Source organism: Paramagnetospirillum sp. (assembly GCF_058402745.1).
The window spans coordinates 179,034-203,384 of the sequence record NZ_JBZVFI010000003.1 but is presented as its reverse complement, the minus strand read 5'-3'; the positions used below and the strand labels follow the sequence as shown (position 1 = coordinate 203,384).

At 56.3% G+C, this 24,351-nt stretch carries 28 protein-coding genes and 2 pseudogenes; 18 read left to right on the top strand and 12 right to left on the bottom strand.

Annotated features, from left to right (window positions below; all coding sequences use genetic code 11):
- Nucleotides 1-100 precede the first annotated feature (100 nt).
- Complete coding sequence (locus tag ACV4UZ_RS01905; RefSeq protein ID WP_491599248.1) at nucleotides 101-769, top strand: response regulator transcription factor; 669 nt, start codon at nucleotides 101-103, stop codon at nucleotides 767-769.
- Between the two features lie 10 nt (nucleotides 770-779).
- Here ACV4UZ_RS01905 and ACV4UZ_RS01900 read toward each other — a convergent pair whose 3' ends face one another.
- Nucleotides 780-1,520: a GGDEF domain-containing protein gene (locus tag ACV4UZ_RS01900; RefSeq protein ID WP_491599247.1), complete on the bottom strand. Its 741-nt coding sequence runs from the start codon at nucleotides 1,518-1,520 to the stop codon at nucleotides 780-782.
- 148 nt (nucleotides 1,521-1,668) lie between these two features.
- Between ACV4UZ_RS01900 and purE the strand changes: the two genes are divergently transcribed.
- The 3 genes from purE to ACV4UZ_RS01885 all read left to right on the top strand — a co-directional run bounded on the left by purE (nucleotide 1,669) and on the right by ACV4UZ_RS01885 (nucleotide 4,020).
- Complete coding sequence (gene purE, locus ACV4UZ_RS01895; RefSeq protein WP_491599246.1) at nucleotides 1,669-2,190, top strand: 5-(carboxyamino)imidazole ribonucleotide mutase; 522 nt, start codon at nucleotides 1,669-1,671, stop codon at nucleotides 2,188-2,190.
- Nucleotides 2,187-3,299 carry a 5-(carboxyamino)imidazole ribonucleotide synthase gene (locus ACV4UZ_RS01890; protein ID WP_491599245.1) on the top strand — a complete coding sequence of 371 codons (1,113 nt, stop codon included), beginning with the start codon at nucleotides 2,187-2,189 and terminating at the stop codon, nucleotides 3,297-3,299. Before purE ends, ACV4UZ_RS01890 begins: the two co-directional genes overlap by 4 nt.
- A gap of 109 nt (nucleotides 3,300-3,408) precedes the next feature.
- Nucleotides 3,409-4,020: a DedA family protein gene (locus ACV4UZ_RS01885; RefSeq protein ID WP_491599244.1), complete on the top strand. Its 612-nt coding sequence runs from the start codon at nucleotides 3,409-3,411 to the stop codon at nucleotides 4,018-4,020.
- On the opposite strand, the gene ACV4UZ_RS01880 is transcribed toward ACV4UZ_RS01885, so the two are convergent.
- From ACV4UZ_RS01880 to ACV4UZ_RS01865, 4 genes are all read right to left on the bottom strand, one after another.
- Complete coding sequence (locus ACV4UZ_RS01880) at nucleotides 4,014-4,820, bottom strand: transglycosylase SLT domain-containing protein (protein ID WP_491599243.1); 807 nt, start codon at nucleotides 4,818-4,820, stop codon at nucleotides 4,014-4,016. The two genes, ACV4UZ_RS01885 and ACV4UZ_RS01880, sit on opposite strands and share 7 nt — an antisense overlap.
- Nucleotides 4,821-5,251: 431 nt before the next feature.
- Nucleotides 5,252-5,428: a hypothetical protein gene (locus ACV4UZ_RS01875; protein WP_491599242.1), complete on the bottom strand. Its 177-nt coding sequence runs from the start codon at nucleotides 5,426-5,428 to the stop codon at nucleotides 5,252-5,254.
- An 83-nt stretch (nucleotides 5,429-5,511) separates the two neighbouring features.
- A complete protein-coding gene (locus ACV4UZ_RS01870) occupies nucleotides 5,512-5,832 on the bottom strand; it encodes a hypothetical protein (protein WP_491599241.1) in 321 nt (106 codons plus the stop codon).
- Nucleotides 5,833-6,347: 515 nt separating this feature from the next.
- Nucleotides 6,348-7,121, bottom strand: a complete 774-nt coding sequence (locus ACV4UZ_RS01865) for an Hpt domain-containing protein (protein WP_491599240.1) — start codon at nucleotides 7,119-7,121, stop codon at nucleotides 6,348-6,350.
- A 167-nt stretch (nucleotides 7,122-7,288) separates the two neighbouring features.
- Between ACV4UZ_RS01865 and ACV4UZ_RS01860 the strand changes: the two genes are divergently transcribed.
- The 7 genes from ACV4UZ_RS01860 to ACV4UZ_RS01830 all read left to right on the top strand — a co-directional run bounded on the left by ACV4UZ_RS01860 (nucleotide 7,289) and on the right by ACV4UZ_RS01830 (nucleotide 13,451).
- The gene (locus tag ACV4UZ_RS01860; protein WP_491599239.1) at nucleotides 7,289-7,828 is read left to right on the top strand and encodes a PAS domain-containing protein; all 540 of its coding nucleotides are present in this window, start codon (nucleotides 7,289-7,291) and stop codon (nucleotides 7,826-7,828) included.
- A gap of 14 nt (nucleotides 7,829-7,842) precedes the next feature.
- Nucleotides 7,843-9,153 carry a methyl-accepting chemotaxis protein gene (locus tag ACV4UZ_RS01855; RefSeq protein ID WP_491599238.1) on the top strand — a complete coding sequence of 437 codons (1,311 nt, stop codon included), beginning with the start codon at nucleotides 7,843-7,845 and terminating at the stop codon, nucleotides 9,151-9,153.
- A gap of 28 nt (nucleotides 9,154-9,181) precedes the next feature.
- Entirely contained in the window at nucleotides 9,182-10,561 is a 1,380-nt protein-coding gene (locus ACV4UZ_RS01850; protein WP_491599237.1) for a bacteriohemerythrin, read from the top strand.
- Between the two features lie 132 nt (nucleotides 10,562-10,693).
- Nucleotides 10,694-11,829, top strand: a protein-coding gene (locus ACV4UZ_RS01845) for an IS3 family transposase (protein ID WP_491599535.1) whose coding sequence is annotated in 2 segments (ribosomal slippage) — nucleotides 10,694-10,961 and nucleotides 10,961-11,829 — 1,137 coding nt in all. Because the reading frame shifts where the segments join, the coding sequence is not laid out codon by codon here.
- Nucleotides 11,830-11,972: 143 nt separating this feature from the next.
- Nucleotides 11,973-12,908: a bacteriohemerythrin gene (locus ACV4UZ_RS01840; protein WP_491599236.1), complete on the top strand. Its 936-nt coding sequence runs from the start codon at nucleotides 11,973-11,975 to the stop codon at nucleotides 12,906-12,908.
- Nucleotides 12,909-12,964: 56 nt separating this feature from the next.
- Complete coding sequence (locus tag ACV4UZ_RS01835) at nucleotides 12,965-13,069, top strand: tryptophan-rich sensory protein (protein WP_491599534.1); 105 nt, start codon at nucleotides 12,965-12,967, stop codon at nucleotides 13,067-13,069.
- Between the two features lie 28 nt (nucleotides 13,070-13,097).
- Complete coding sequence (locus ACV4UZ_RS01830; protein WP_040477247.1) at nucleotides 13,098-13,451, top strand: DMT family protein; 354 nt, start codon at nucleotides 13,098-13,100, stop codon at nucleotides 13,449-13,451.
- A gap of 141 nt (nucleotides 13,452-13,592) precedes the next feature.
- Here ACV4UZ_RS01830 and ACV4UZ_RS01825 read toward each other — a convergent pair whose 3' ends face one another.
- Entirely contained in the window at nucleotides 13,593-14,195 is a 603-nt protein-coding gene (locus ACV4UZ_RS01825) for a hypothetical protein (protein WP_491599235.1), read from the bottom strand.
- A 223-nt stretch (nucleotides 14,196-14,418) separates the two neighbouring features.
- Nucleotides 14,419-14,964 carry a tyrosine phosphatase family protein gene (locus ACV4UZ_RS01820; RefSeq protein ID WP_491599234.1) on the bottom strand — a complete coding sequence of 182 codons (546 nt, stop codon included), beginning with the start codon at nucleotides 14,962-14,964 and terminating at the stop codon, nucleotides 14,419-14,421.
- A 135-nt stretch (nucleotides 14,965-15,099) separates the two neighbouring features.
- Here ACV4UZ_RS01820 and ACV4UZ_RS01815 point away from each other — a divergent pair, with 135 nt between their 5' ends.
- A complete protein-coding gene (locus ACV4UZ_RS01815) occupies nucleotides 15,100-15,408 on the top strand; it encodes a DUF6626 family protein (RefSeq protein ID WP_491599233.1) in 309 nt (102 codons plus the stop codon).
- Nucleotides 15,409-15,455: 47 nt separating this feature from the next.
- On the opposite strand, the gene ACV4UZ_RS01810 is transcribed toward ACV4UZ_RS01815, so the two are convergent.
- Nucleotides 15,456-15,995: a hypothetical protein gene (locus ACV4UZ_RS01810; RefSeq protein WP_491599232.1), complete on the bottom strand. Its 540-nt coding sequence runs from the start codon at nucleotides 15,993-15,995 to the stop codon at nucleotides 15,456-15,458.
- A 784-nt stretch (nucleotides 15,996-16,779) separates the two neighbouring features.
- Between ACV4UZ_RS01810 and ACV4UZ_RS01805 the strand changes: the two genes are divergently transcribed.
- Nucleotides 16,780-17,217 (top strand): hypothetical protein, encoded by a 438-nt coding sequence (locus ACV4UZ_RS01805; RefSeq protein WP_491599231.1) that lies wholly within the window; start codon nucleotides 16,780-16,782, stop codon nucleotides 17,215-17,217.
- Nucleotides 17,218-17,340: 123 nt separating this feature from the next.
- Here the strand turns inward: ACV4UZ_RS01805 and ACV4UZ_RS01800 are convergent, their stop codons facing one another.
- The 4 genes from ACV4UZ_RS01800 to ACV4UZ_RS01785 form a co-directional block, all read right to left on the bottom strand.
- The gene (locus ACV4UZ_RS01800; RefSeq protein WP_491599230.1) at nucleotides 17,341-17,769 is read right to left on the bottom strand and encodes a hypothetical protein; all 429 of its coding nucleotides are present in this window, start codon (nucleotides 17,767-17,769) and stop codon (nucleotides 17,341-17,343) included.
- A 142-nt stretch (nucleotides 17,770-17,911) separates the two neighbouring features.
- A complete protein-coding gene (locus ACV4UZ_RS01795; protein ID WP_491599229.1) occupies nucleotides 17,912-18,493 on the bottom strand; it encodes a tyrosine-type recombinase/integrase in 582 nt (193 codons plus the stop codon).
- A gap of 226 nt (nucleotides 18,494-18,719) precedes the next feature.
- Nucleotides 18,720-19,556, bottom strand: coding sequence for a DNA adenine methylase (locus tag ACV4UZ_RS01790; RefSeq protein WP_491599228.1), 837 nt, complete (start codon nucleotides 19,554-19,556; stop codon nucleotides 18,720-18,722).
- A gap of 127 nt (nucleotides 19,557-19,683) precedes the next feature.
- A complete protein-coding gene (locus tag ACV4UZ_RS01785; RefSeq protein ID WP_491599227.1) occupies nucleotides 19,684-20,076 on the bottom strand; it encodes a hypothetical protein in 393 nt (130 codons plus the stop codon).
- A gap of 563 nt (nucleotides 20,077-20,639) precedes the next feature.
- Between ACV4UZ_RS01785 and ACV4UZ_RS01780 the strand changes: the two genes are divergently transcribed.
- From ACV4UZ_RS01780 to tnpC, 5 genes and pseudogenes are all read left to right on the top strand, one after another.
- The gene (locus tag ACV4UZ_RS01780) at nucleotides 20,640-20,915 is read left to right on the top strand and encodes a hypothetical protein (RefSeq protein ID WP_491599226.1); all 276 of its coding nucleotides are present in this window, start codon (nucleotides 20,640-20,642) and stop codon (nucleotides 20,913-20,915) included.
- A 100-nt stretch (nucleotides 20,916-21,015) separates the two neighbouring features.
- A pseudogene (locus ACV4UZ_RS01775) lies at nucleotides 21,016-21,890 on the top strand (IS3 family transposase); the annotation flags it as partial.
- Between the two features lie 86 nt (nucleotides 21,891-21,976).
- The gene (gene tnpA, locus ACV4UZ_RS01770; RefSeq protein ID WP_158303983.1) at nucleotides 21,977-22,327 is read left to right on the top strand and encodes an IS66-like element accessory protein TnpA; all 351 of its coding nucleotides are present in this window, start codon (nucleotides 21,977-21,979) and stop codon (nucleotides 22,325-22,327) included.
- Nucleotides 22,324-22,671 carry an IS66 family insertion sequence element accessory protein TnpB gene (gene tnpB / locus ACV4UZ_RS01765; RefSeq protein ID WP_043744949.1) on the top strand — a complete coding sequence of 116 codons (348 nt, stop codon included), beginning with the start codon at nucleotides 22,324-22,326 and terminating at the stop codon, nucleotides 22,669-22,671. Before tnpA ends, tnpB begins: the two co-directional genes overlap by 4 nt.
- Before the next feature lie 87 nt (nucleotides 22,672-22,758).
- Nucleotides 22,759-24,162 (top strand): annotated as a pseudogene (gene tnpC / locus ACV4UZ_RS01760) (IS66 family transposase); the annotation flags it as partial.
- Between the last annotated feature and the right edge of the window lie 189 nt (nucleotides 24,163-24,351).

The following is a 24,351-nucleotide window of genomic DNA, read 5'->3' as shown; positions in this document are numbered from 1 at the left end:
CCTTGTGACGCCATTGTTTGTTCCAAAAAGCTTGTTTATACTTTCGAGTAGGTTGGGGGCCCTTACGGGGCAAGGGTGATCGATATTGGGAGCGGGACTCATGCAAATCCTGGTGGCCGACGACCACAAGCTGGTCCGCGACGGATTGAGGCCTTTTCTGCAGGAACTCGATCCTGGCGTGGAGATTCTGGACGCCGCCACCCTGGGCGAGGCCATCAAGGTCATCGAGGACAAGCCGGGTATCGGGCTGGTGCTGCTCGACCTGATGATGCCCGGCATGGACGGTCTTTCCGGTCTGCAGCAGATCAAGACCCGTATTCCGGAAACCCCGGTGGTGATCGTCTCGGGCTATTCCACCCGCGACCACGTGGTGTCCGCCGTGCAGGCCGGAGCCGCCGGCTTCATCCCCAAGACGGTCAGCGGCACCGCCATGGTCAACGCGCTGCGACTGGTGCTGTCGGGCGAGAAATACCTGCCGTCCAGCACCTTCTTCGAGGACCCCGGCAACCAGTCCATCACCCCGGTGGCCGCCAAGCCGGCCGGCGCCCCGCCGCCCTTCGACCGCCTGTCCCGGCGCGAGGGCGAGATCCTCGCCCAGCTGGTCGAGGGCCGCACCAACAAGGAAATCGCCATCGCCCTGTCGCTGCAGGAGATCACCATCAAGGTCCACCTGCGCAACGTCTACCGCAAGATCGGCGCCGCCAACCGCGCCCAGGCGGTCCGCATCGCCCTGCAATCGGGCTGGGTGATGCCGGAAGTCATCAACTGAGCTGAGAAGCCTATCCCGGCAACCCCCGCCGCGCCCGGTCGGCGGCGGCGACGGCCGATTCCGCGTTCTCGCCGGGCTGCAGCACGTGGTAGCCGGAAAACAGCGCGAAGCTGTGGACGTCGCCCTGCCAGTAGAAGGGCTGCTGGTTGATGCGCTCCATGATGTCGCGCACCTTGTCGCGGGCCGCCGCCAGTTCTGTTCCCGACAGCAGCAGGGCGAAATCGCTGCCGCCCATCAGCCCCACCGGATCGGAGGAGCGAAGCGAGCCCACCAGATGGGCGGCGACGTGGCGCAACGCCCCATCACCGGCGGACAGCCCCTGAATCTGGCGCAAGTGCTCGATTCCCGCCACGTGCAGCAATACCAGGGTACCCGAACCGTGACCGGTGCTGAGCAAAGCCTCCAGCTCACGGATGAAGCCGCGACGGTTGAGCGCCGGCACCACCGGATCGCGCTCGGCCAGGCCTTCCAGGAAGGCCTGGCGGCGGCGGGACTGGGATTCCATCCAGCGCAGACGGTCGGCCTCGCCCAAAAGGCCGGTCACCGCCTTCAGCACCGCCGGCGTGATCGCGGCGTCGGGCAGCCCCAGGATCGAGGCCACGTCGGCGACGCTGTGCTGGATATGGGGCGGGTCGTTGGGCGGATAGGGCGAAGGGGGGTGATGACCCGGGTGATGGGAATCCCGGTCAAGGGCGTATTCGTTGACATGCCCGACGGAATAGACCGGCTCGCTGCGAAACTGGTTGGCCATGCCTCCCCCTACGGGAAGTACGATTTCAAGGCATGGTAGCACAGGGACAAGAAGCCTGTCCGAAATTTCAGCAATACGTCCTTGCGTCCAGGGCGCGTCTGCATATAATTCCGCCCTTTCTCTTCCCGAGGCAGGGCAGGAACACAGCATGGGCAAAGCAGCCCCTCCCCAGGTCGGCATCATCATGGGCAGCCAGTCGGACTGGGAGACCATGCGCCACGCCGCCCAGGCGCTCTCCGACCTCGGCATCGCCTTCGAGACCCGGGTGGTCTCGGCCCATCGCACGCCCAAGCGCCTCTACGACTATGCCACTTCGGCCAAGGGTCGCGGCCTGAAGGTGATCATCGCCGGCGCCGGCGGCGCCGCCCATCTGCCGGGCATGGCCGCCGCCATGACCACGCTGCCGGTGTTCGGCGTGCCGGTGGAGAGCAAGGCGCTGAAGGGCATGGACTCGCTTTTGTCCATCGTCCAGATGCCCGGCGGCATTCCGGTGGGCACCCTGGCCATCGGAAGAGCGGGCGCCACCAACGCCGCCCTGCTGGCCGGCGCGGTGATCGCCCTGATGAATCCCGAGGTCGACGCCGCCCTGGAAGCCTGGCGCGCCCGCCAGACCGATTCCGTGGCCGAGGCCCCGGTGGACCCCGATTCTTCCGACCTGATCCGCCCGTGAGCAAGGATCCCGCGTCGTCGCCGCTGCCGCCGGGCAGCACCATCGGCATCATCGGCGGCGGCCAGCTGGGCCGCATGGCCGCCCTGGCGGCGGCGCGGCTGGGCTATCGCGTCCACATCTTCACGCCCGAGACCGATTCCCCCGCCGCCCAGGTGAGCGACGCCGCCACCATCGCCGGCTACGACGACCAGGACGCCATCGAACGCTTCGTGCGCTCGGTGGACGTGGTGACCTTCGAGTTCGAGAACATTCCGGCGGAAAGCGTGCGGCACATGGCCGAGCACGTGCCGGTGCGCCCCTGCTGGAGCGTGCTGGAGGTGGCGCAGGACCGCGTCAACGAGAAGCGCTTCTTCAACTCCATCAGCATCGAGACCGCCCCCTGGCGGGCGGTGAGCAATCTGGACGAGCTGCGCCGGGCCATCGACGAGATCGGGCGGCCCGCCGTGCTGAAGACCGCCCGGCTGGGCTATGACGGCAAGGGCCAGGTCAGGATCGGCCCCGACACCGACCCGGCGGAAGCCTGGGCGGCGCTGGGCAAGGGCCTGGACGAGGCCGGCCAGGGCGTGCTGGAAGGCTTCATCGACTTCCTGGGCGAAATCTCGGTGATCGTGGCGCGCGGCACGGACGGCGAATGGGCCGCCTTCGATCCGGTGTGGAACGTCCACCGCCACCACATTCTCGACACCACCACCGTGCCCGCCCCCATCGCGCCCTCGCTGACCGGCCAAGCGGTGGACATCGCGCACCGCGCCGCCGAGGCGCTGGGCGTGGTCGGGCTGCTGGCGGTGGAGATGTTCGTCACTCCCGACGGCCTGCTGGCCAACGAGATGGCGCCCCGGCCGCACAATTCCGGCCACTGGACCATGGACGCCTGCGTCACCGACCAGTTCGAGCAGTTCGTCCGCGCCGTCTGCGGCCTGCCGCTGGGGACCCCGGACCGCCATTCCGACGCCGAGATGAAGAACCTGATCGGCGACGACGTGAACCAGTGGCTGGACATCCTGAAGGACCCCGGGGCGCGGCTGCATCTCTACGGCAAGGCCGAGGCCCGGGCCGGACGCAAGATGGGGCACGTCAACCGCATCAGGCCCCGTTCCGACCGGTCATGACCACTCCGGCGATGACGATTTCGTAACCAAGCGATTTCGACGTTGACCCTGGCCCTGTATTGCCGGATTTTTACTGCCGGTTATCATCCCTTCGATCTATGAGATTGCCTTGGAAGAGCTGGTCGTCCACGTCCTTACCGAGTACGGATACCTGCTCTATCCGCTCATCACCGCCTGGACCTTCGTCGAGGGCGAGACGGTGGTGCTCGTCACCGGCGTGCTGGCCTCGGAAGGCCGCTTCAACATCAGCGTGGAATTGCTGGCCCTGTCGGCCCTGACGGGAAGCTTCTTCGGCGACCAGCTCTACTACTACATCGGCCGCAAGTACGGCGCGCCGCTGCTCAAGCGCTGGCCCAGCCTGACGGGGCGCATCGACTGGGCCTTCGAGGCGGTCAACCGCAGCCCGGCCATCTTCATCCTGTCGTTCCGCTGGATCTATGGGGTGCGCAACGTGGCGCCCTTCATCGTCGGCATCGCCGGGGTACCGCGCGTCAAGTATCTGGTGCTCAACTTCATCGCCGCGGCCATCTGGGCCCACTCCTTCGCCTGGGGCGGCTATTTCATGGGCCGCAAGCTCGAGGAATGGCTGGGCGAGAGCAAGTGGTTCGTGCTGGGCGGCTTCATTCTGGCCATGGTCGCCTTCGGGGTGTTCGGCGCCATGCGCGGCCGCAGCCAACGCCCCGCAAAGCCGGCCGAGGAACCGTCCGAGCCCGTTCAGTAACGGGTGGCGGTGTTCAGCGAATTACGGGCTTCCTGGAAGCGCACCCGGCGCAGCTGATACTCGGCGACCCGGGCCTTGCGGTAGGCTTCGGCGATGCGGCTGGCCTCGTCGCGCGCCGCCTGGGCGTTTTCCCGCCAGGCCTTGCGCATTTCCTCCACCTGGGCGTTGCCCGGCACCTGCCGCAAGGGCGGCGCCGACGGCACCGGCTTGACCCGCGCCGAAGCCACCTGGGTGCCGCCGCCGGTATTGGCGGGGGCGTTCCACACCTTCATCAGGCGTTCGCGATAGGCGGCGGCCAGATGGGGGGTCTGGGAATGGTAGTAGGACGCCGCCGTCGGCCAGTGGTTGGTGGCGCCGAACAGCCCCTTCAGGAAGCGGGCGGCATAGGCCACGTTGGTGGCCGGGTCGAAGGCCTCGTCCAGATTGGCGAAAGCGTTGGGGTGGTGGCGCAGGTTGACCTGCATGCACCCCACGTCGATGTTCTGCACGCCCCGGGCCTTCAGGCGCTTCACCTCGGCGATGGCCTCGGCCTTGCTGGGCAAATATCGCCCCTGCCCCTCGGCCATCACCGTCCACGGCCAGGCAATAACTGCCTTGTGCTGGGCGTTGTAGCGGCCGGATTCCACGATGGAGATGGAATGGAGAAGCGCGGTGGGAATGCCGTAAAGGCGCTCCTGGGTGGCGGTCTCGGCGGCGCACAAACCCTCGTTGGCCACCGTGGGGACGGCATGGGCGGGAACCGCCGACACGGCCAGTGCCGCGCCCAATCCCACCATCCATGCCATGCGCCGAACCGTCATCACGCTCTCCCGGAGCCTCGAGGCTCCACGCATTCTTGCATACCCCATGCCAGGATTTCCACGATTCCCGCCGCGAAGTGGTCATACCTGTGTTGCAGCCACCAATGGGCGAAAAGGGGCGATTCGGCGGGATTCCGCCGCTTTTTGCCTTGCGCCGCCTCGGTCTCGCCGATATATATTGCACTGCAGCAAAGGACAGTCCTCGGACCCCTTTTCTGCTTTCTTGGACGTTTCCTCCCAAAACTCAAGCCGCTGGGGCAACCCAGCGGTTTTTTTTGATTTTTCAAGGGGTTCGCATATATCGACAAATGCTAATCCCCCACCCTTTCCCCCACATTCTCCCCCACGAATCTGCCCCATTTCCTGGGAGAAATCACTAATACCCGAGCAAGTAGCCCATCAACTACGTATGATGCCACCCCGCACTTGCGTTAGATGACATCATCGACCATCAAAAACTCTTCACATTCAAAGCACTTTAGACGATTTGAGAGGGTGATAACAAATGTAATGCCACCACAGTGTGGGCATGGCCGGGCGTAATCGTCAGGATCGCGTTCAAATTCTTTTTGGTGAGTATCGATTTGTGATTCTTGAATGGTGCTCATGATGTCTCCTTGATAAACAGTTTGCCGTGAACTATTTATCAAAGATTCATGATTTCGCTGCAAATGCAGGATGGCTGTCTATATCAGTGCAAATCAGATGCTCGCGTTGCTGCATTTGCAGCATCACAAGCTGATTTGACCATGAAATAATCTGATTTGTTACTGAACCATGCGGTGACCTGGGTGACCCTATAGGCAAAGGCGACCTCAAGGTGCTTCTTGGATAGCGATCCGCCGCCAGGATCGGTCATCCGCGTATGGCCTGCACACGCGAGCAAAGATTGTTGAAGAATGGCAAAGCCCTCTTCATCAACCTCATAGGTTCGCCTCCATGGGAAAATCTCACCAATCGTTTCAAGGCGACGGTCAATGTCCTGCTGTGGGTCGTAGGTTCTGGTGTTCATGATGGATACCTCACTTTCGGAGGTATTTATCCTGCGGGTGCAGTCTGGTGGCCGAGCGTCGGGGTATCCTGGCGTTGAGGCGAAGGGGGCAGCCAGTCTCTGGGGATTGTCCGCTTCTCCGACTCCACCATGCTTCAGGTTGCGTTCGTTCGGATCGCCACGCTGCACCGCAAAAGATCGTTGCAGCGTTAATTTTTATTTAACCCGAACCTATTCGGAGGTATGATTTATACGCCATTAGTATGATGGCAACCCGTGTAGGGCGGGGAGGGAGTCCGAGATGTGCGACACCTTAGCCGAAGCACCCATGGCGATCAGGGAGGCCGTAATTCCGATCCTGTATGAGATGGAATTTCCCAACATGATGGCCTGTTACGGCTACTTGCTGGAACGCGGTACGAATCGCGGTGTGTTAACAGGCATTCGGCAATGGATAAACGAGAAATGCCATTTCTGTGATGTCTGTGGCCGACTGGAGAATCCGCCAAGTTAGGTGCTTGGCAGCGATCACCCGACTAAATCATGAACAGGCTATCAAGGGCCTTGAACAGGTCATCCGCGAAGTTCGGGCCTTTGAAAATGACGGGAACCTTCTTCGGCAACAGCGTCAACACATCTGCGTCCCGATCCAGGCTGGTAATGACAGCGACTGCAATGTTGCGGGTTGAGGGCATAGCCGACAACCCTATCGCCAGATCGATTCCGTCCAACCCCGGCATGACTGCCGAGATGATGATGAGGTCTGGTTTCGTCTGAACCACCATCGACAACGCCAAGACGGTATCGGGGACCACCGAGGTTCTGTAGCCACATTGGCGAAGTTCACGTTCAACGAAATGCGACTGTGCCCCATGGGGAGCAACCAGCATCACTTCGATGCGTCTGATCTCGATATCATCCAGCGTTGAAGCAAGTTTTTGTGGGAGTCGGGAGAAATCGGGCTGGATTTCTGTGCCGCGACTACCAACCTGTTTAGATAACTCATCGATATAGGTTTCGAGATCGGCCCAGATTCGCGGAGGCAGCGTTTCAGGGGCGTCCGCAAGATATTCGTCGAGCTTGTGGGCCATAGCACAGAGGGCGTTCAAGCCAAATCCTGCCGCCTGTCCACGCAGATACAGGGCGAGCCGCCGAAAGTTTCCAATCAGTTCCGAGCGGGTGATCCGGTCATGGCGGCCGTTATCCAGAACGAATTCAAGGGCACGAAGCCGCTCCATGGCGTCATCGAAAAATTCGTCTCGAATTTCATCGAAAACCGCAAACTGGTCGTGTCCACTTTCTCGGCTCATTGTGCCCCCAATTTCACAATGTCTACGGTTTGTCATCGCTCAGAACCCTATCGAAATTCATAAACGGATGCGATACCTTTGTATAAGTGACTTAACATTCGCTCATCCCCTCAGTATGATCATCAGGCCGCATTTATATTCCATTCGATCTGGGAGAGGTGTCAGAGATGACGGGTAACCGTAAAACTCCATCAGGTCGTGAACGAACGTTTTCTCATGACGAACTGATCGTCAGCAAGACCGATCCCAAAGGAAGGCTGACCTACGTCAACGATGTGTTTTTGACAGTCAGCGGCTATGCCGAATCTGAGGTGATGGGAAAGCCACATTCGATCATACGGCACCCAGAAATGCCGCGATGTGTCTTCAAACTGCTTTGGGACACCATTGTCGATGGCCGAGAGATATTCGCATATGTGAACAACATGGCGAAGAATGGCGACAACTACTGGGTATTCGCCCATGTCACCCCGAACCTCGACGCTGCCGGTCAGATCATCGGATATCACTCCAATCGACGGGTACCCGAGAAGGCCGCATTGGAGACGATCAAGCCACTTTACCGTTCGCTGTTGGAAGAAGAACGCCGCCATCCAGATTCAAAGGTCGGGCTTGAGCGATCATGGAAAATGCTGAACGACGCCGTGGCAACGGCAGGCTTCGATAGCTATGACCGCTTCATCTTCAACATCACACCAGAAAATTGATCAGAGGCCGCCACATGGAATTGACCCTCGGCTCATATGCCCGAACCTTATCCCTTGGGATGCTGGTTCCTTCGGCGATCTGCTTACTGGCGGGAATATTCGGGCTGCTTGGTGGTTCGAGTATCGCCCTTTGGGTCGTGATTGTCGCATCCCTGCTTGGAGTTGTCGGAGGCATCAAGATCGGCGGTTCTGCTCAAAGAATGGCAGGTGATCTTTCCACCGCGATCCACGTGCTTGGCCGGTCCTCCAGCGGTGACCTCAATGCTCGAATCCTGGCCGTCAATGGAAGCGATGGCATTGGAGCCCTGCAACAGAACATCAACCGATTGCTGGACCTCGCCGAAGCCTTTGGAAAAGAGGCATTCGCCGCAGTCGAGTCCGCCAATCATGGTCGGTATTACCGCCGAATCATCACCACGGGTTTGCGTGGGGATTTTGTTCTGTATGCCAAGACCATCAACCAAGCTCTGAAGCGAATGGAAGCCAGGGACGCTGAGTTCATCGCCTTTGCCAACAATCAGGTAAAGCCGGTGGTAAACGCCGTGGCAGCCGCTGCCACAGAACTGGAAGCATCTTCGGGGGCCATGTCGGCACAGTCCACCGACACCAGCCATCAAGCCATGACGGTTGCCGCAGCGGCGGAACAAGCCTCGGTCAACGTCCAGGCCGTGGCCTCTGCCGTGGAGGAGTTCTCTGCCTCCATTAAGGAGATCAGTGCCCAGGTCCATCGTGCTGCCGCCGTAGCCTCGGAAGCCGCAGGAGTTGCGTCTCGTACCGATACGACGGTTCATGGCCTCAGTGATGCCGCCCAACGAATTGGTGCCATTGTCAGCTTGATCAATGACATCGCCGCCCAGACAAATCTTTTGGCTCTCAACGCCACCATCGAAGCGGCTCGTGCCGGTGATGCCGGGAAGGGCTTTGCCGTGGTGGCGAACGAGGTCAAAAACTTGGCAAACCAAACGGCCAGGGCAACCGAAGACATCACCTCCCAGGTGGCACATATCCAGGAGGTCGCCGCCGAAGCGATCAAGGCGATCCAGGAAATCACTCGAACCGTATCCCAGATCGAGGAAACATCGTCCGCCGTGGCCGGTGCCGTTGAAGAGCAAAATGCGGTCACCGTGGAAATCGCACGTAATGTCGCGGAAGCTGCAACCGGAACGTCCGCAGTATCCTCTGCGATCATCACGGTTCAAGCGACTGCCGCAGAAGCTACCGAATCCGCTGGTCAGGTTGCTGATGCTGCATCGGAATTGTCACGGCAGTCTGAAAATCTGAGCCGCGAGGTGGATGGTTTTATTGCCCGAATTGGCGGGCGGTAATCAGCGGAGTTCATGGAGATTTTGCTGAATGACGGAAGCGTGCCAAATCGCTGGGTGGTCAGACGCTTTCTCTGTAGGGAATGCTGCGATTGACAGCGATCACAAGGCATTCTTTGAAATTGCCAATTTGCTCAAGTGCGTCGATTTAGATGCAGCGGAAAGCAAATTCGTAATCGATAGTGCATTGGCGATGCTCGAAGAATATGTTGCAGGGCACTTTCTTCGTGAAGAAAAGGCCATGGCTAAAATTGGTTTTCAACACTTTGACGATCATCGTGCAAAGCACTTTGCCTTCAATCGCAAAATTAATGAGGTTATCAGGTTGTATCGTGGCGGACGTTTGTCCGTTGCGGAGAAACTGCACGATCTTGTCCTTAAGTGGCTTGCAAGTCACATTATGAATGAGGACATGAAGTTCAGGTCACTGCTGACTGATGACGACGTTGATCAGAGGCCGCTTGCGTATCTTGCTCTCGACGCTCTTGAGAATGAAGAGCCTGAAAAAGTGGGAGTTCCTACTGTCATCGTGCCTGCCAAGGTGAAGATAGATTACGCTAAAATAACGGCATTAATTTGCGTTCCAAGCAGCACAATTCGATCTGGAATTAGATTCACACTAAATGAGATTGGTATTTCAAACATAGAGGAGTCAAATAACTTTATTGCCCTTGATGAATCATGCAGAAATGGCGGCTTCCAGATTGTTATCATGGATGCTGCGGTTGATGGAAATGATTCGACGTATTTCATTCGCCAAATCCGCTCTATACAAACAAATTGCGATCCATTCGTATTGACGGTATTGATCCTTTCATCAAGGGATGAAGTGGCGGTTCGTAGTGCCATGTCTTCAGGAACTGATTCTGTGCTTCTTATTCCATTCTCATCCGGCCAATTGAGAGATCAGATAATTGGGCATGTGGAGCGGCGGAAGCCTTTTATCGTCACCCAAGATTATATTGGACCTGAACGCAGAAATGAGAATCGTCCTGGCTGTGCCTCAGCCCCACAAATCATAGTTCCGAATCCGGTCGAGGCGTTAGGGCGAGGCATTCCGATGGAGCAGTATGAATCCAAAAAAAGTGAAGCCATCCAAGTTATCGTAAATTACCGTTTAAAAAGTCTTGCTGGAGCCATAATTTTTGAATGTAACTCTTTGGCGGCTGGCGTGCGTGACGGACTGGCTACAAATGAAAGCACTTTTCGCAGCTTAACAAAGCTTGAAAATATTGCTGATGAGGTGGCAGAGAAAATTCGAAAATTTTCTGGAGCCAAATCCTACTCAGTTGAGACCTTCCGAGATAGATGTCGGGAATTGAAGGGTGTGGTGGATAAAATCGCCTACGCTGATGTGGAGGAACTTTCAGCATCTGGCAGGAAGGTGTCAGAAAGCTATGTGTCACGCTGAATTATTAAAATACGACCGGAATAAATACGAATGACAATTGTAGCATCAGAGCCGGCCTGGGAAATTCGGACAGGGCGTTAAGTGGATTTCCTGCCTGACAGCGGCGATGATACCGCGAGTTCAGGAGGCAAGATGACGAAGCGGACGAGACGGAATCACACACCGGCTTTCAAGGCGAAGGTGGCCTTGGCTGCGATCAAGGGCGACAAGACGCTGGCGGAGTTGGCACAGCAGTTTGATGTGCACCCGAACCAGATCACGACCTGGCGAGGCCAATTGCTGGAGGGGGCGGCGGGAGTATTCGGCGCCGGCCCGTCCGAGGCCTCGGCGGCCCCGGCGGTGGATCTGAAAGAGTTGCATGCCAAGATCGGTCAGTTGGCGCTGGAAAACGATTTTTTGTCCGGCGCGCTCACCAAGGCCGGCATGTTGAGCGCAAAGCGATGATCGACCGTGACCACGATCTACCGCTGACCCGGCAGGCCCAGGTTCTCCGGCTCAGCCGCAGCAGTCTCTATTATCAACCGCAGGCGGTGTCGGCGGAGGATCTGTCGATCATGGGCCGGATCGACAAGTTGCACCTGGAGTTCCCCTTCGCCGGCAGCCGGATGTTGCGCGATTTCCTGCGGGCCGAAGGCTTCAAGATCGGCCGCTGTCGCGTCATCACCCTGATGCGGCGGATGGGGGTGGAGGCGCTGTATCGCCGGCCCAACACCTCGAAGCCAGCCTCCGGCCATAAGATTCATCCCTACCTGCTGCGGGGGATGAAGATCGAGCGGCCCAATCAGGTCTGGGCCATGGACATCACCTACATTCCCATGGCACGGGGCTTCGTCTACCTCGCCGTGGTGCTCGACTGGTACAGCCGGCGGGTTCTGTCCTGGCGGGTGTCGATCACCATGGAGGTGGATTTCTGCCTCGAAGCGGTCGAGGCGGCTCTGGCCAAGTACGGCAAGCCGGAGATTTTCAACACCGACCAAGGCAGCCAATTTACAAGCGCCGCCTTCACCGGTCTGCTGCGCGACAACGGCGTCGCCATCAGCATGGACGGTCGAGGGGCATGGCGGGACAACGTCTTCGTCGAGCGGTTGTGGCGCTCGGTCAAATACGAGGAGGTCTACCTTCGGGCCTACGACAGCGTCAGCGAAGCGCGGGCATCCATTGGCCGCTATCTCGACTTCTACAATGGACGGAGACCGCATTCGAGCTTGGGACGGCAGACGCCGGACCGGGCCTACTTTGACAAACTGCCCCAGGCGGTGGCAGCATGATTTTTGCCGCCGATGGGTGGCCTCATTCCAGTCGGGCTACGCCCTCCCTGCATGAGGCCACCCATCGGCATATCGCGACAGAAACCGGCAGGAGATCCACTTAGCCGACGACCAAATCTGTCCGAACAAACCCGGCCACCTCTATGGGATGGTCTGCGGCGATTGCCACTGGCCGTGAAGATATCGATGAGCAACACCAAAAAATCATAGATTTTCTTAAAATACTTGGGGCTACTTCGAGTGCGGAATATGAAAGAAAGGCTGTGGATGACGTTCTTAATGGTCTTTCAAATTATGTAAAAATGCATTTTATGCACGAAGAGACTCTCATGGACTCCTTTGATTATGACGAGAGAGATAAGCACAAGCGGATTCATTCTGGCTTCGTTGAAAAGCTTGACAGAATAAAACGTGATGATTTTCATAATGGCGGCGGAAGCGAGAAACTGTTCTATATAATATACAATTGGCTTGTTACGCATATTGTTAGCATTGACCGCGTCATGATCGCCAAGATGAATGGTGAATATGATGCTAATGGTGGTGGCGACCCTGTTCTTAAACAAACTGGCCTCGTAATTGAAAATACCTACGAGTTGGCCGCAAAAATTATGAACGTTAACTTGCAAACAAGTGCAGTGGCCGATAAAAAACGGAAGTCTGCATTGCTTCGTGATATTTCGAAATCTACAGAGAGGCTGATTAACCTTATGGAACTTGCTGATTCCAGGGTGCAGGTAAGTGGATGCTCTAATTTTCAGCTTAAACGGTTGGGCGAGATACGGCATGCACTGACGAAAAGTGCGGATTCTCTGGCCGTGACGGCTGCAAAAAAAATCATACGGCTTTGCGGTGATATTTTGTCCGGCAAGCAGGGCATCCCCCTTGGAATCGGGGACATCTTGCGGCGGCAAATGGGCCGGGTGGCAAGCTTGACTGCGGTAATCGGTGGATTGGACGCTATGAGTTCCACCGCAAAGTCCGCAGCAATCGAGGCAAACGAGGTAGCCGGGAAAATCTTGGAAATGGAACTCGGATCAGCCGCGTCTTTGCAGGACTTTGATATTGTCGAAAAATAGCTTGCCCCAGCAGAATCCCATTATTGAGACGTTCACAAAAATGTGGTCACAAGATTGTGGTGCTGTTGCCGGATAAAATTGCCGGAATGCTCATGGTTCCATATCTGCTTTGGGTCGGCTTTGCATCGGCTTTAAATATTGGGTTCTGGAGCCTAAATTAATAACCTTTTGCAAATGAAAGTTCTTGTTATGAACTCATCCGCCATTGCCCCAATAGGTTTATTGGTAATATCTAATATTTTTATGACTTTTGCATGGTATGGGCATTTAAAATTCACAGACAGAGCTTTGTGGATTGCTATTGTTGTTAGCTGGCTTATCGCATTTGTGGAGTATTGCTTTGCAGTTCCTGCGAACAGAATCGGCCATGGAACCTATTCGACCGCAGAGCTAAAAACGATGCAGGAGGTTATTACCCTCACCGTGTTTGCCGGTTTCTCCGTCTTGTACCTGGGGGAGCGACTGACCATAAATCATGCCATCGGCTTTGCCCTGATCTGTGCAGGTGCGTTCTTTGTATTCAAGAGCCCGATCCAGGTGTAATTCGGAGGTATAAAATAATACGGCATCGTTGTTGAACGCTTCCACTCCGACGAAGAATGGCCAGCCCATGTCGGTTTCTCGGACATACAGTTGCGTTTGAAGTAATCCGAGGTCATGGCGTCCAATTATGCTGATGGTCAGTCAGTTTCGAACCCGCTCCACCCAGCCTGGGTCTTCAGGGTATTTTTCCAATAATTTCTGCATCCGCATGATCGCAAATGCGGCAACGTCATCACAATGCTGAATTTTCGCTCCATCATTTTTAATATATCGCATGTCGCGTAATCCGACTTCTGCATAGGTTTGAATGTAACGCGATTCCGACATCACTACGCCATGGGGGATATATCCTCTGGACGATGAAAACCATAGGTCATGGTCATTTAGCCATTGCGTGGATATTTCGGCATAACTACTGATCTTTCTCTCCAGGTTTGAGCAGTATTCACCGCGATCATGGAGGTTCATACCGTTGCTGTCCCGTCCAAGGACAGCCGTTTGCTCCCGGTGCCAGTATCCTGGGGTGTTGATCTCGTCATATGTGAGTGGCGGCGGCGAGGGCTTCGAGCCGATGGAATAATAACTGGGCAGGTTGGGATCGCGTTGATACACGGGCGGGGGAGCCGCCATCACCACACCGTCCTTACCCTTGTCCGTCGAATAGAAGACGCCTTCCTGGGCGTTTGCGGCAAATGTCGCGGTGAACAGCAAGCTGACTGATAGCATGATGGCTCTTGAATGCATAATGCCCTCCAAGCAATCATGAATACGCGTCAATTCCATTATAACTGTATAAATACATTTATCAATATGCGGGGTGTGTTATGAGATTAAACGATTTTACAATTTCGCCAGAGGATGCTGTTTCTGTTTCACCAGGAAGAATGCCGCCGGTTTATGATGAAACCCTCATCAGATTTGAGGTAATGGCCGTCCTTGACCTACTCCGAGGTGCTTTACATGACGCTCAACGTCTGCTCGACTTGATTGACCGAGTTCCAACATCGCGTTTGTGACCGTCAACCGCAGCAACCATTTGTCCATCATCACGAAGAATCCGGTCTGCGAATTTTACGATGAGCCTGTTTGGCATCGCTCCGGGCCGTAGCTCCATGATCAGTTCCATGGCTTCTGCCGCAGGTAGATGCAGGCATGCCAGTAAGAATCCGGCGGCGGTTGAGCGGGATATTCCGGCCCAGCAATGGCACAAAACCCGACCACCGCTGGGTATCTCACGACCAAAATCGAAGATGGCCTGGGCATGGTCCACGCTGGGGTATTCGTTCCGTCCCTGTCGATCAAGAGACCTTCCGACGGCTCCCCCCATGGCATGCAGGTCGAAAAATCTGAGGCTCAGCACCTTGATCAAACCAGGGAAGACCAGTGGGTCATGATCGTCCTCCCCAGGGTCCAAGATTGAGATGACGTGCGTTGGGCCGAAGGCTTCCAACTCGTCACCAAGCTCATCCAGCCCGCAGATGGTCATTGCGAAGGGCAATTTTGTCTTGGTCATGATGCTCCCCCTGTTCATGGCCGTGAACAATATCAGGTTTGAATGTGTTGGCCAATTTGGGCGGTCGAAATAAGTTCACATCCATGAAGGTATTCGCTGCTGGGATAAATACACCTGCAACAGCAGGAGTCGTTCATGCGAAAATTAGAAGAGATATATAAAGAGTTTCATTCGTTGGGAATTGTAACTTCTGGTCGCGAATTTGGTGAATGGTTAAACAGAAGCGAAAGCTACCTTAGTAGTTCAAAATCAAGAGGCAGACGAATTTCGACAGAAGCACTTTTGGCGTTGGTTTCAAATGTGTCTGAGGTAATTGATTCAACGAACGAAGCATCAGTTCTTTGTTCCGATGAAATTCAGATCAAGGAACTGCAAGAAGGTGTCAAGGCACTCAAGATTCTGGAAAATGAAGCATGGACCGAAATATGGCGTCGGGTGAGGTGATGGGGGATGTGGCAGGAAGCACCTCCCCCTGCCACACCACACCATGATCACGCAGCTTCCGGCGTAGTAGCTGGTATCGGCTTTGGTGTCGGACGACGCCAAACCCATCGCATCTTCGACCCTATTCGCATGACGATTCCCCCCGGCTTGGTGGTGAGGGTCTTGATTAGGGTGAATTTTCCATTGACGTCCATCGCCATCAAATCCACCTCGATCCGACCTGGGCTGGGGATCGACATAACCAAATACGGCACGCAAGCAGTATCGTCCTGACCAAGCAAGGTCCAAGTGCCACAGCGACCCTTGGGCTTGGTGATAACTGGGCTGAAATAGGTTCTGGCATTCAGGCTGATAGCTTTTGTGTATATTTTATATATATCCACAAATGATGTCTTTGATTTGTAGGTTCCATCGATCAGCTTGCAGAGGTCATCGTAGCTGCTGAATTTGACAGCGTACTCAATGCCATCAATTTCGATAAGTCCGCTGAACTGATACCGTGAACTGAATGCCAGTGATTTGTGTCCTTTTTTCGGGATATCTCTTGGTTCTTCCCGAAATACGCAAAAATAGTCGATTTCAAACATGGTTATGATGTGTCCTTTGTTTCTGGTTCTCTCCTGAGTTAGTCTATATTGTTGACTAAAAAGTTAGACCTAGTCTATGTTGGTATCCAATATAGACTAAGTCGCACTTTAGATAATCACGGATTAGCCATATCCAACACCGACAACTCACTCCTTTCGTCTGTCCAAGACCAAGACGCCTGCGGCGTCATGACAAAATGAACAACTCATTTCCTTCGTTGGTCCCAAAACCAAGACGCCTTCGGCGTCATCATGGATTTCAACTCATGTAGTTCAGGTCCAACACCGACAACTCGTTCCCTTCGTTCGTCACAACTCCACCCTGCCCCCGGCAGGGGATCAGATCGACTACGCCTATGGCGGCTCATGCCGTTTCATATGGAGTAGCCGAAGGCGTTTCATGGCCTCGACGAAGCCATTTTCGAATCGGCTAACATGAATCGGCAATTTGTTTGTTATTTGCTGATGGCAAGTAGTCCAATGAATATCCATCTTATGAACATCATGATGCATGGCTGATTAATCCAGACATTTACTGAACGTGGATTGTTATCATCTCAATGTGACGTCAGATGCGTTCACATGCCATGCCTAACGATTTCCGGCGAAGTCCAGAATTGATTCGACGATGCCGCAACGCATCGCTGTGTGTCTATATGTGTGATTTATTTAATTAGCATCATGTGGCCGTGCGGCCATGTCGCGAAATATATTTATGTGGCTACCTTGGCCTTTATTAATTACGGCCTTATCATGCTTTCAAGGTTAATGCATGGAGGCTATTATGTTGCAGCTTAAGTTTTCCGACGAAAAGAAGATTCTGGTTTCCGAAGCCCGGAAAAAGACCCCCCGGCAGGTTGTGCTGGATGGCATACAGAATCAGGTCGAACTGCTGAAAAATCCCGGCTACACGGTCGAACGGGTTCGCTACAGCAAGAGTGCTGAAAACGGCAATGCCCGTCAGAGCATCAGTCGTCCGCCCCAGGCTTGGTTCTGGCGGTCGGCCACTGGCGACAACCTGCTGCTGGAAATCAGGTATGGTCGCACCGTGGTCGAACTCCAGGGACAGGGGATGGCTAACACCGTGATTGCGGGCAAGACCAACGCCGATGCAATCAAACTGCTGGAACAGATCGCTACTGCCGTAAAGAATGGTGAACTCGATGAACCTCTGGAAGCGGCCAAGATCAAGGCGAGGCACCGTCGCAACAAGGTCGAGTAGCCGGGTACATCGGATCGCGTTACCGGGGCAGGTTGATCACCAACCTGCCCCGGATGATTTTAGTTAAGAAACGCAGCCACAATCTGGTGCTTCATAGCGGCGATACCATCGAACGGTGTTTTCTTATTTGTCGCATATTTTTATCGACGGCATGAGTTCGAGCAGCTTATCACGGAATATAGCCTGCCATCCTCTTGGGTATAAGTTTCTATCTTTGTGGTTTTTCCTAAATTCAGTGGCGTAGTCTATCGCCTGAAACAGCTTGTCATATGGCAATGCCGTTACCAGTTCTGCATTTTTGTTCATCGATTGGTGGAATTTCATTTTTATATATACAATGTCGTCACTAACGACGTCGGCGACAATGAAATTTAGTTTTGCCTTTCTATATGTATCCGTCTTGCGAGTTTGCTTTATCCCGTAGGCAGCCCCAACGCCAATAGAGATAATTTTACCATTTGTTATATATGAAATTTCACCGCCCAAATTATCGCGAACGAAGCTCAATGCGTTTCGTAGCGTGACAGATCTAACAACTATCACAACCTTCATTTTTCATCCTTTCGCAAAAGCCGTATTGCGGCTATCTGCGATAGGATCGAATATGCGGTTGAAGATTGGCAATAAACAAATGCATAATATAAAAGCGATGTAATTATATGTAAATCTATGTAGATAGAAAATGTTGCGGTGATTAGATTAAGTTGACCAGCCGCCGCTGCGAATCCGAATCGGACTCGATGTAACGGGCCGTCATCGCCAGACTGCGATGTCCTGCAAGTTGTTGGACATCACGCAAAGAACCACCGGCCTGTCCAACCTTTCGGGCCGCGTTGGTGACGAACGTACGGCGACCGCTATGGCTGCTACATCCAAGGAACCCAAGTCTGCTATAGAGACGAGCGAACCAAGCAACGATGGTGTTGGGCGACATGCCGACGCCACGCTCGCTGTATATAATCGGTGCGTCGGTGCCGCGAATTCCTCGTCCATGCAGATCGACCAGGGCGGCCCGCAATTCGCGATTCAATGGGATTGACCGACCCGACGCCCGTTTTGTGGCTTTGTCCTCCAGGTGGATGACATCCCCGATCTGACCTTCGGCGGTCAGTACCATCGACCATGTGATCATGGCGATCTCTTTGGCCCGAAATCCGCCTTTCACGCTGAGTAGGAACATGACCCGATCACGGACGCCATGACGGGTTGATCCGAGGTGAAGCAAAACGGTCGAGATTTGGGTCGCTGTAAGAACCTTCGCCTGCTTGCCTGCCATGATCGCCAACTCATCATAAAATTATAGCAGTAGATAACTTTAAAGCGAGTATAACAGGATCAAATTAATCGGCCAAGGCCACCACATTGAAAAATATGGAGTAAATAGCAACTCGCTATAAAATACCTATTTCATGGCGAGTTCGTATTCTGTCAATTTTGTTTTGATTGGATTATTGGTCTTGGGCAAAAGCTCTGGTGCTGAAGTGCACATCATCGACGCGACTTCATGCGACCAGGATCATCTGGTCATCGTCACGTTGCCATGAACTTCCGAACCGGCGGCCCAATGGGGTGATGCCAACTGCATCGGCCAGTTCGTTCGAGAAGATCAGCAATTCGGCACCGACCTTGCCGGTTCCATAGGTCCAGGAAGCAGCGACCATTGCGAACCCTTCATAGAGACGACGTACTGCCGGGGCGTCGTTATATGACAACAGCCAGCACCCTGGTCGCGACCGAAGGACATCAGCCAGCCGACGATGGTCGAAATCCCTATGGGCATCACCTTTGAATCCATAGAGTGTGGCCTTCGCAGGGGGTAGAAGGTAGGGCGGATCGGCGTATACGAAGGTGCCGGGGTGCCGCGATAGGCTGGTTGCGAAGTCGGCCTCCTCGACGATGATGTTAGGGATCGCGGTTCTTGCCAGTTTGTCGATGGATGACAGGGTGAACCGATTGTCGGTGCCGGAATATCCACCGCTGAAGGTTAGGCCGCTGAACGATGATCGATTGAGTGCGAAGAATGCGGCGGCCTGGGTCACCGGGTCGGGGATGTCGAAGTACGACTGCTGGAACCGATAGAACCCATCCCGATCCAATGGATGATATTGGCGGGCAGCATCGGCGACAGCACCTGCATCAATCCCAATCTGCTGCCAGCAGTTCACCAGTGGTTCAAACAGATCGTATCCATGCACTCGGATGCCGCGTTGACCCAGGTCCAGTTCGACGGCACCACCCCCGAGGAAGGGAGAGCAAACTTCATCCACGTCATCAGGGATGAAGGAAATAATTGCCTGCTTGCCTCTCTCTTTGCCACCTGGATATCGAAAAATTGCCATCAAATGTCACCATCAAACTGGTATTTATCAGTTTGATGGCGTGATTCTGTTTTTAAACCGCGTGAATGCCACGCATGAAAAAACCCCGGCGAATTTCTCCGCCGGGGCTAATTTGTGAATTGGCCAATTACTTCTTTTTGCGGCCTATGCCTTTTTTTTCGGCGGCTACTTTATCAAGTTCGGAACGCTCGTTGATCAACTTGACCAACTTTTCGTCGCCGCCATTGGCCGCATCGATCAGCCCCTGGAAAAGTGCTTTAAGATCGGCAAGGTTCGCAGCTTCAAACCACTCCGTGTCGTTAATGGTCAGCGGTGACCGCAGAATTTTGAAACGGTAAGCGTCACCGGACTTGGTGAACCAAGCAGTGCGTGAGTTGATCTCACCACCGTCGATGGCAGCTTGGACCATTTCTATTTGTTCCCGCACCTTTTTAATAAACCGCGTAACGGGGGTGCTTTTTGAAGCGGCAGGGACGCGGGTCGGTGCAGGTGCTGCCTTCAACTTGTCGAGAAAAGACATGAGTTAACTCCTAGATGCGGCATTCATAATGGACGCGAATCTCGTGACGCACTTTAACGCAGCCAAGGCATTCGAAACAAGCGGCGACTATGTATCTGATTTTTGCCCACACATCTTGTTTAGCAAGCAGCGGCGAGGCGTAAAATCTGATCAACCGCTTCAGCTATGCCGATATCACGGTTAAGGACAATCAGATTTCCCATATTTTTCAATTTGTTTCTGGCCGCAACGCGGCGTTTTCCGTCCAGTACCTTGTTGATATCTCGCATCGCAAGAACGAGATATACGGGCAACAATCGTTGTCAGAGGCTTATGGCGGATGCCGATAAGGTTTAACTTGGCCTAACCCACGCGTCAAACTGTTCATAGTTTTCGTCAAGCCACTGATCATAAGCATAATGCGTTGTTGGCACTCCATCGTCATACTCAACAATGTCTTTATATTTGCCAAGCGGCTTGCATCCGCCGACTTTCTTCTTTTTGTAGACGACTCCTTCCCACATAGAATTAGTGGCAATTAGTTTATTGAAATAATCATTAGCTTCGGATTTGCGGGTGAACATATGAAACGCACTGATATAGCGATTATCGCTATCTGGTCCCCGCATGCCACTATGGACGAACCAAGTCCGGTTCTCGCCGCCTGGAACGGCAACCGTGGTGTAGGCATCGGCAAGTGCGTCAATCGCTTCCTGAGTGGTCGGGATTGGGGGGGCGTAGATCGCATCGTCGGCACAGACCGCCGCCGCCGCCGCTTCCGCTTCGGTGGCTTCCGTATCGGCTTCCTGGTGGTAGCCATCCGACCCAACGTCATCAGCCGGAACAGGTTCACCACCTGACGGCGGCGGATCGTCAGAGCCGGCCTGGGAAATTCGGACAGGGCGTTAAGTGGATTTCCTGCCTGACAGCGGCGATGATACCGCGAGTTCAGGAGGCAAGATGACGAAGCGGACGAGACGGAATCACACACCGGCTTTCAAGGCGAAGGTGGCCTTGGCTGCGATCAAGGGCGACAAGACGCTGGCGGAGTTGGCACAGCAGTTTGATGTGCACCCGAACCAGATCACGACCTGGCGAGGCCAATTGCTGGAGGGGGCGGCGGGAGTATTCGGCGCCGGCCCGTCCGAGGCCTCGGCGGCCCCGGCGGTGGATCTGAAAGAGTTGCATGCCAAGATCGGTCAGTTGGCGCTGGAAAACGATTTTTTGTCCGGCGCGCTCACCAAGGCCGGCATGTTGAGCGCAAAGCGATGATCGACCGTGACCACGATCTACCGCTGACCCGGCAGGCCCAGGTTCTCCGGCTCAGCCGCAGCAGTCTCTATTATCAACCGCAGGCGGTGTCGGCGGAGGATCTGTCGATCATGGGCCGGATCGACAAGTTGCACCTGGAGTTCCCCTTCGCCGGCAGCCGGATGTTGCGCGATTTCCTGCGGGCCGAAGGCTTCAAGATCGGCCGCTGTCGCGTCATCACCCTGATGCGGCGGATGGGGGTGGAGGCGCTGTATCGCCGGCCCAACACCTCGAAGCCAGCCTCCGGCCATAAGATTCATCCCTACCTGCTGCGGGGGATGAAGATCGAGCGGCCCAATCAGGTCTGGGCCATGGACATCACCTACATTCCCATGGCACGGGGCTTCGTCTACCTCGCCGTGGTGCTCGACTGGTACAGCCGGCGGGTTCTGTCCTGGCGGGTGTCGATCACCATGGAGGTGGATTTCTGCCTCGAAGCGGTCGAGGCGGCTCTGGCCAAGTACGGCAAGCCGGAGATTTTCAACACCGACCAAGGCAGCCAATTTACAAGCGCCGCCTTCACCGTAACCGTCCTCTGACGGCTGCCTTGTGCGGCGGGGCGAGTTGAGGCCAAGTGCCAAGCATTATGGTGACTTTAATGCGTGGCACGATGACCCAGGTCGAGGTGATCACGTCGGTTCAGCGCCGTCGGCGTTGGAGTGCGGCGGACAAGCAGCAGATGGTGGCGGAGTCGGCGATGCCGGGCCGGACAGTGTCCAGCGTGGCCCGGCGCCATGGGATCGCGCCACAGCAGTTGTTCACTTGGCGGCGGGAGTTGCTGGCGGCCGCTACTGGGATCGCTGATGGTGGTTTTCTGGCGATCGCGGTTTCGGAGCCCCCGGCTGTGGTGCCGGACGATAGCGGGCGGATTGAAATCGTGCTGCCCACTGGCGTGATGGTCCGGGTGGGGCCGGAGGTGGCGACCGAGCCGTTACGCCGGGTACTGGCGGCGCTGGGATGATCGTGCCGCCGACGTCGACGCGGGTGTGGTTGGCTTCCGGGCACACCGACATGCGCAAAGGTTTTGACGGGCTGGCGATGCTGGTGCAGGCGAAGCTGTCTCGCGATCCCTTCGGCGGCCAGGTCTTCGTGTTCCGGGGGCGGCGGGGCGATCTGATCAAGGTGTTGTGGTGGGACGGCCAAGGTCTTTGCCTATTTTCCAAGCGTCTGGAGAAGGGCCGCTTCGTCTGGCCGTCGCCGGCGGACGGCATCGTCGGGCTGACTCCGGCGCAACTCGGCATGCTGCTGGAGGGGATCGACTGGAGGATGCCGATCCGCACCTGGAAGCCGCAATCGGCGGGGTGAGTCATTCCCGCCACACCCGGCGGGAATCCTCACAAAATGAGGGGCTGGCGCTGGTCGGAATCTGCTTCTGACGGTAGAATCGACGGCATGGTTCCAGACGCCCTGCCCACCGATATCGTCGCGCTACAGGCCATCATCGCCACCCAGGCGGATGCGTTGGCCGCCGCCCAGGCCGGCCTGATGAGCAAGACGCTGGAGGTGGAGAAGCTGCGGATCGAGCTGGCCCGTTTGCGCCGGATGCAGTTCGGCCGCTCGTCGGAGAAAATCAGCCGCGCCGCCGATCAGTTGGAGCTGATGCTGGAGGAGGTCGAATCGAGTGCCGCCGCCGCCTTGGCGCCAGCCGAGGACGGTGCGAGCGACGGCCCCGCGCCGAAGCGCAATCGTGCCCGGCGGCCGCTGCCGCCACACCTGCCGCGCACCGAGGTGGTCCACGATAGCGCCTGTACCTGCCCTTCCTGCGGCGGAGCGATGCGCAAGGTCGGCGAAGACGTCACCGAGATCCTCGATTACGTCCCCGGCCGCTTTCAGGTGATCCGCCACATCCGGCCCGCCTATTCCTGCCGAGCCTGCGAGGGCATGGTCCAGGCGCCGATGCCCTCGATGCCGATCGAGCGCGGTCTGCCCTCCGCCGCCTTGCTGGCCCATGTGCTGGTGTCTAAATACTGCGATCACCTGCCGCTCTACCGCCAATCGGGGATCTATGCCCGCGATGGCGTCGATCTCGACCGTGGACTCCTGGCCGAGTGGGTCGGCAAGGCCGCCACCCTGGTCCGTCCCCTGGTGGACGCGGCCGAGGCCCATGCCATGGCCGGCGGCCAGATCCATGGTGACGACACGCCGGTGCCCGTGCTGGCGCCGGGGATCGGCAAGACCAAAACCGGCCGATTATGGGCGTATCTGCGCGACGAGCGGCCCTGGGATGGACCGGCTCCACCCGCCGTGGCCTACCGCTACAGTCCAGACCGCAAGGGCGAGCGTCCACAGAAGCATCTCGCCGGTTTCCGTGGCCACCTCCATGCCGATGGCTATGCCGGCTTCGGCGAGTTGTACCTGGCCAAGGAGGGCAAACCACCGCCAGTGACGGAGGTCGCCTGCTGGGCGCATGTACGCCGCAAATTCCACGATGTCCATGTCGCCACCACGGCACCGATCGCCGCGGAGGCGCTGGAACGTATCGGTCGCCTGTTCGCCGTCGAGCGCGCCATTGTCGGCATCCCACCCGACCAGCGTCGCGCCATCCGACAGGTCGAGGCCTGTCCCATCATGGGAGATCTGGCAGGCTACCTCGACGCCAGCCTGACCCGCATCTCCGGCAAAAGCGAGTTGGCCGCCGCCATCCGCTATGCCCGCTCGCGCTGGTCAGCGCTCACCCGCTATCTCGACGATGGCCACCTGGAGATCAGCAACAACGCCGCCGAACGGGCGATGCGCCCGCTGGCACTGGGCCGAAAAAAGCCTCTTCGACGTTGGAAGTGGAATTGCGCCGGTTCCGGCGTGAGCGCCCTGCCTACCTGTAGCTGAATATCCCCTTGTTCGATTAATCCGCTGACCATCCCCTCGTCCCGACCTGCCGTCTGGCAGGCCATCGAGCGGAGCGGTGGTCAGGGATGGCCGCAGGCCACCGCGTCAGCGGCGTGGGACGCGTCCTTGACCGGCGTGAGCACGATGGCACTCTGCGGT

What these genes read in the sequence shown, in the direction of transcription:
- ACV4UZ_RS01860 (WP_491599239.1), top strand. Translation starts at nt 7,289, where the DNA reads ATGACGGGTAACCGTAAAACTCCATCAGGTCGTGAACGAACGTTTTCT.
- ACV4UZ_RS01880 (WP_491599243.1), bottom strand. Translation starts at nt 4,820, where the DNA reads ATGACGGTTCGGCGCATGGCATGGATGGTGGGATTGGGCGCGGCACTG.
- ACV4UZ_RS01790 (WP_491599228.1), bottom strand. Translation starts at nt 19,556, where the DNA reads ATGGCAATTTTTCGATATCCAGGTGGCAAAGAGAGAGGCAAGCAGGCA.
- ACV4UZ_RS01810 (WP_491599232.1), bottom strand. Translation starts at nt 15,995, where the DNA reads ATGTTTGAAATCGACTATTTTTGCGTATTTCGGGAAGAACCAAGAGAT.
- ACV4UZ_RS01805 (WP_491599231.1), top strand. Translation starts at nt 16,780, where the DNA reads ATGTTGCAGCTTAAGTTTTCCGACGAAAAGAAGATTCTGGTTTCCGAA.
- purE (WP_491599246.1), top strand. Translation starts at nt 1,669, where the DNA reads ATGGGCAAAGCAGCCCCTCCCCAGGTCGGCATCATCATGGGCAGCCAG.
- ACV4UZ_RS01875 (WP_491599242.1), bottom strand. Translation starts at nt 5,428, where the DNA reads ATGAGCACCATTCAAGAATCACAAATCGATACTCACCAAAAAGAATTT.
- tnpB (WP_043744949.1), top strand. Translation starts at nt 22,324, where the DNA reads ATGATCGTGCCGCCGACGTCGACGCGGGTGTGGTTGGCTTCCGGGCAC.
- ACV4UZ_RS01900 (WP_491599247.1), bottom strand. Translation starts at nt 1,520, where the DNA reads ATGGCCAACCAGTTTCGCAGCGAGCCGGTCTATTCCGTCGGGCATGTC.
- ACV4UZ_RS01870 (WP_491599241.1), bottom strand. Translation starts at nt 5,832, where the DNA reads ATGAACACCAGAACCTACGACCCACAGCAGGACATTGACCGTCGCCTT.
- tnpA (WP_158303983.1), top strand. Translation starts at nt 21,977, where the DNA reads ATGACCCAGGTCGAGGTGATCACGTCGGTTCAGCGCCGTCGGCGTTGG.
- ACV4UZ_RS01850 (WP_491599237.1), top strand. Translation starts at nt 9,182, where the DNA reads ATGACGGAAGCGTGCCAAATCGCTGGGTGGTCAGACGCTTTCTCTGTA.
- ACV4UZ_RS01855 (WP_491599238.1), top strand. Translation starts at nt 7,843, where the DNA reads ATGGAATTGACCCTCGGCTCATATGCCCGAACCTTATCCCTTGGGATG.
- ACV4UZ_RS01825 (WP_491599235.1), bottom strand. Translation starts at nt 14,195, where the DNA reads ATGCATTCAAGAGCCATCATGCTATCAGTCAGCTTGCTGTTCACCGCG.
- ACV4UZ_RS01840 (WP_491599236.1), top strand. Translation starts at nt 11,973, where the DNA reads ATGGGATGGTCTGCGGCGATTGCCACTGGCCGTGAAGATATCGATGAG.
- ACV4UZ_RS01800 (WP_491599230.1), bottom strand. Translation starts at nt 17,769, where the DNA reads ATGAAGGTTGTGATAGTTGTTAGATCTGTCACGCTACGAAACGCATTG.
- ACV4UZ_RS01785 (WP_491599227.1), bottom strand. Translation starts at nt 20,076, where the DNA reads ATGTCTTTTCTCGACAAGTTGAAGGCAGCACCTGCACCGACCCGCGTC.
- ACV4UZ_RS01865 (WP_491599240.1), bottom strand. Translation starts at nt 7,121, where the DNA reads ATGAGCCGAGAAAGTGGACACGACCAGTTTGCGGTTTTCGATGAAATT.
- ACV4UZ_RS01830 (WP_040477247.1), top strand. Translation starts at nt 13,098, where the DNA reads ATGAACTCATCCGCCATTGCCCCAATAGGTTTATTGGTAATATCTAAT.
- ACV4UZ_RS01795 (WP_491599229.1), bottom strand. Translation starts at nt 18,493, where the DNA reads ATGGCAGGCAAGCAGGCGAAGGTTCTTACAGCGACCCAAATCTCGACC.
- ACV4UZ_RS01820 (WP_491599234.1), bottom strand. Translation starts at nt 14,964, where the DNA reads ATGACCAAGACAAAATTGCCCTTCGCAATGACCATCTGCGGGCTGGAT.
- ACV4UZ_RS01815 (WP_491599233.1), top strand. Translation starts at nt 15,100, where the DNA reads ATGCGAAAATTAGAAGAGATATATAAAGAGTTTCATTCGTTGGGAATT.
- ACV4UZ_RS01905 (WP_491599248.1), top strand. Translation starts at nt 101, where the DNA reads ATGCAAATCCTGGTGGCCGACGACCACAAGCTGGTCCGCGACGGATTG.
- ACV4UZ_RS01780 (WP_491599226.1), top strand. Translation starts at nt 20,640, where the DNA reads ATGAAACGCACTGATATAGCGATTATCGCTATCTGGTCCCCGCATGCC.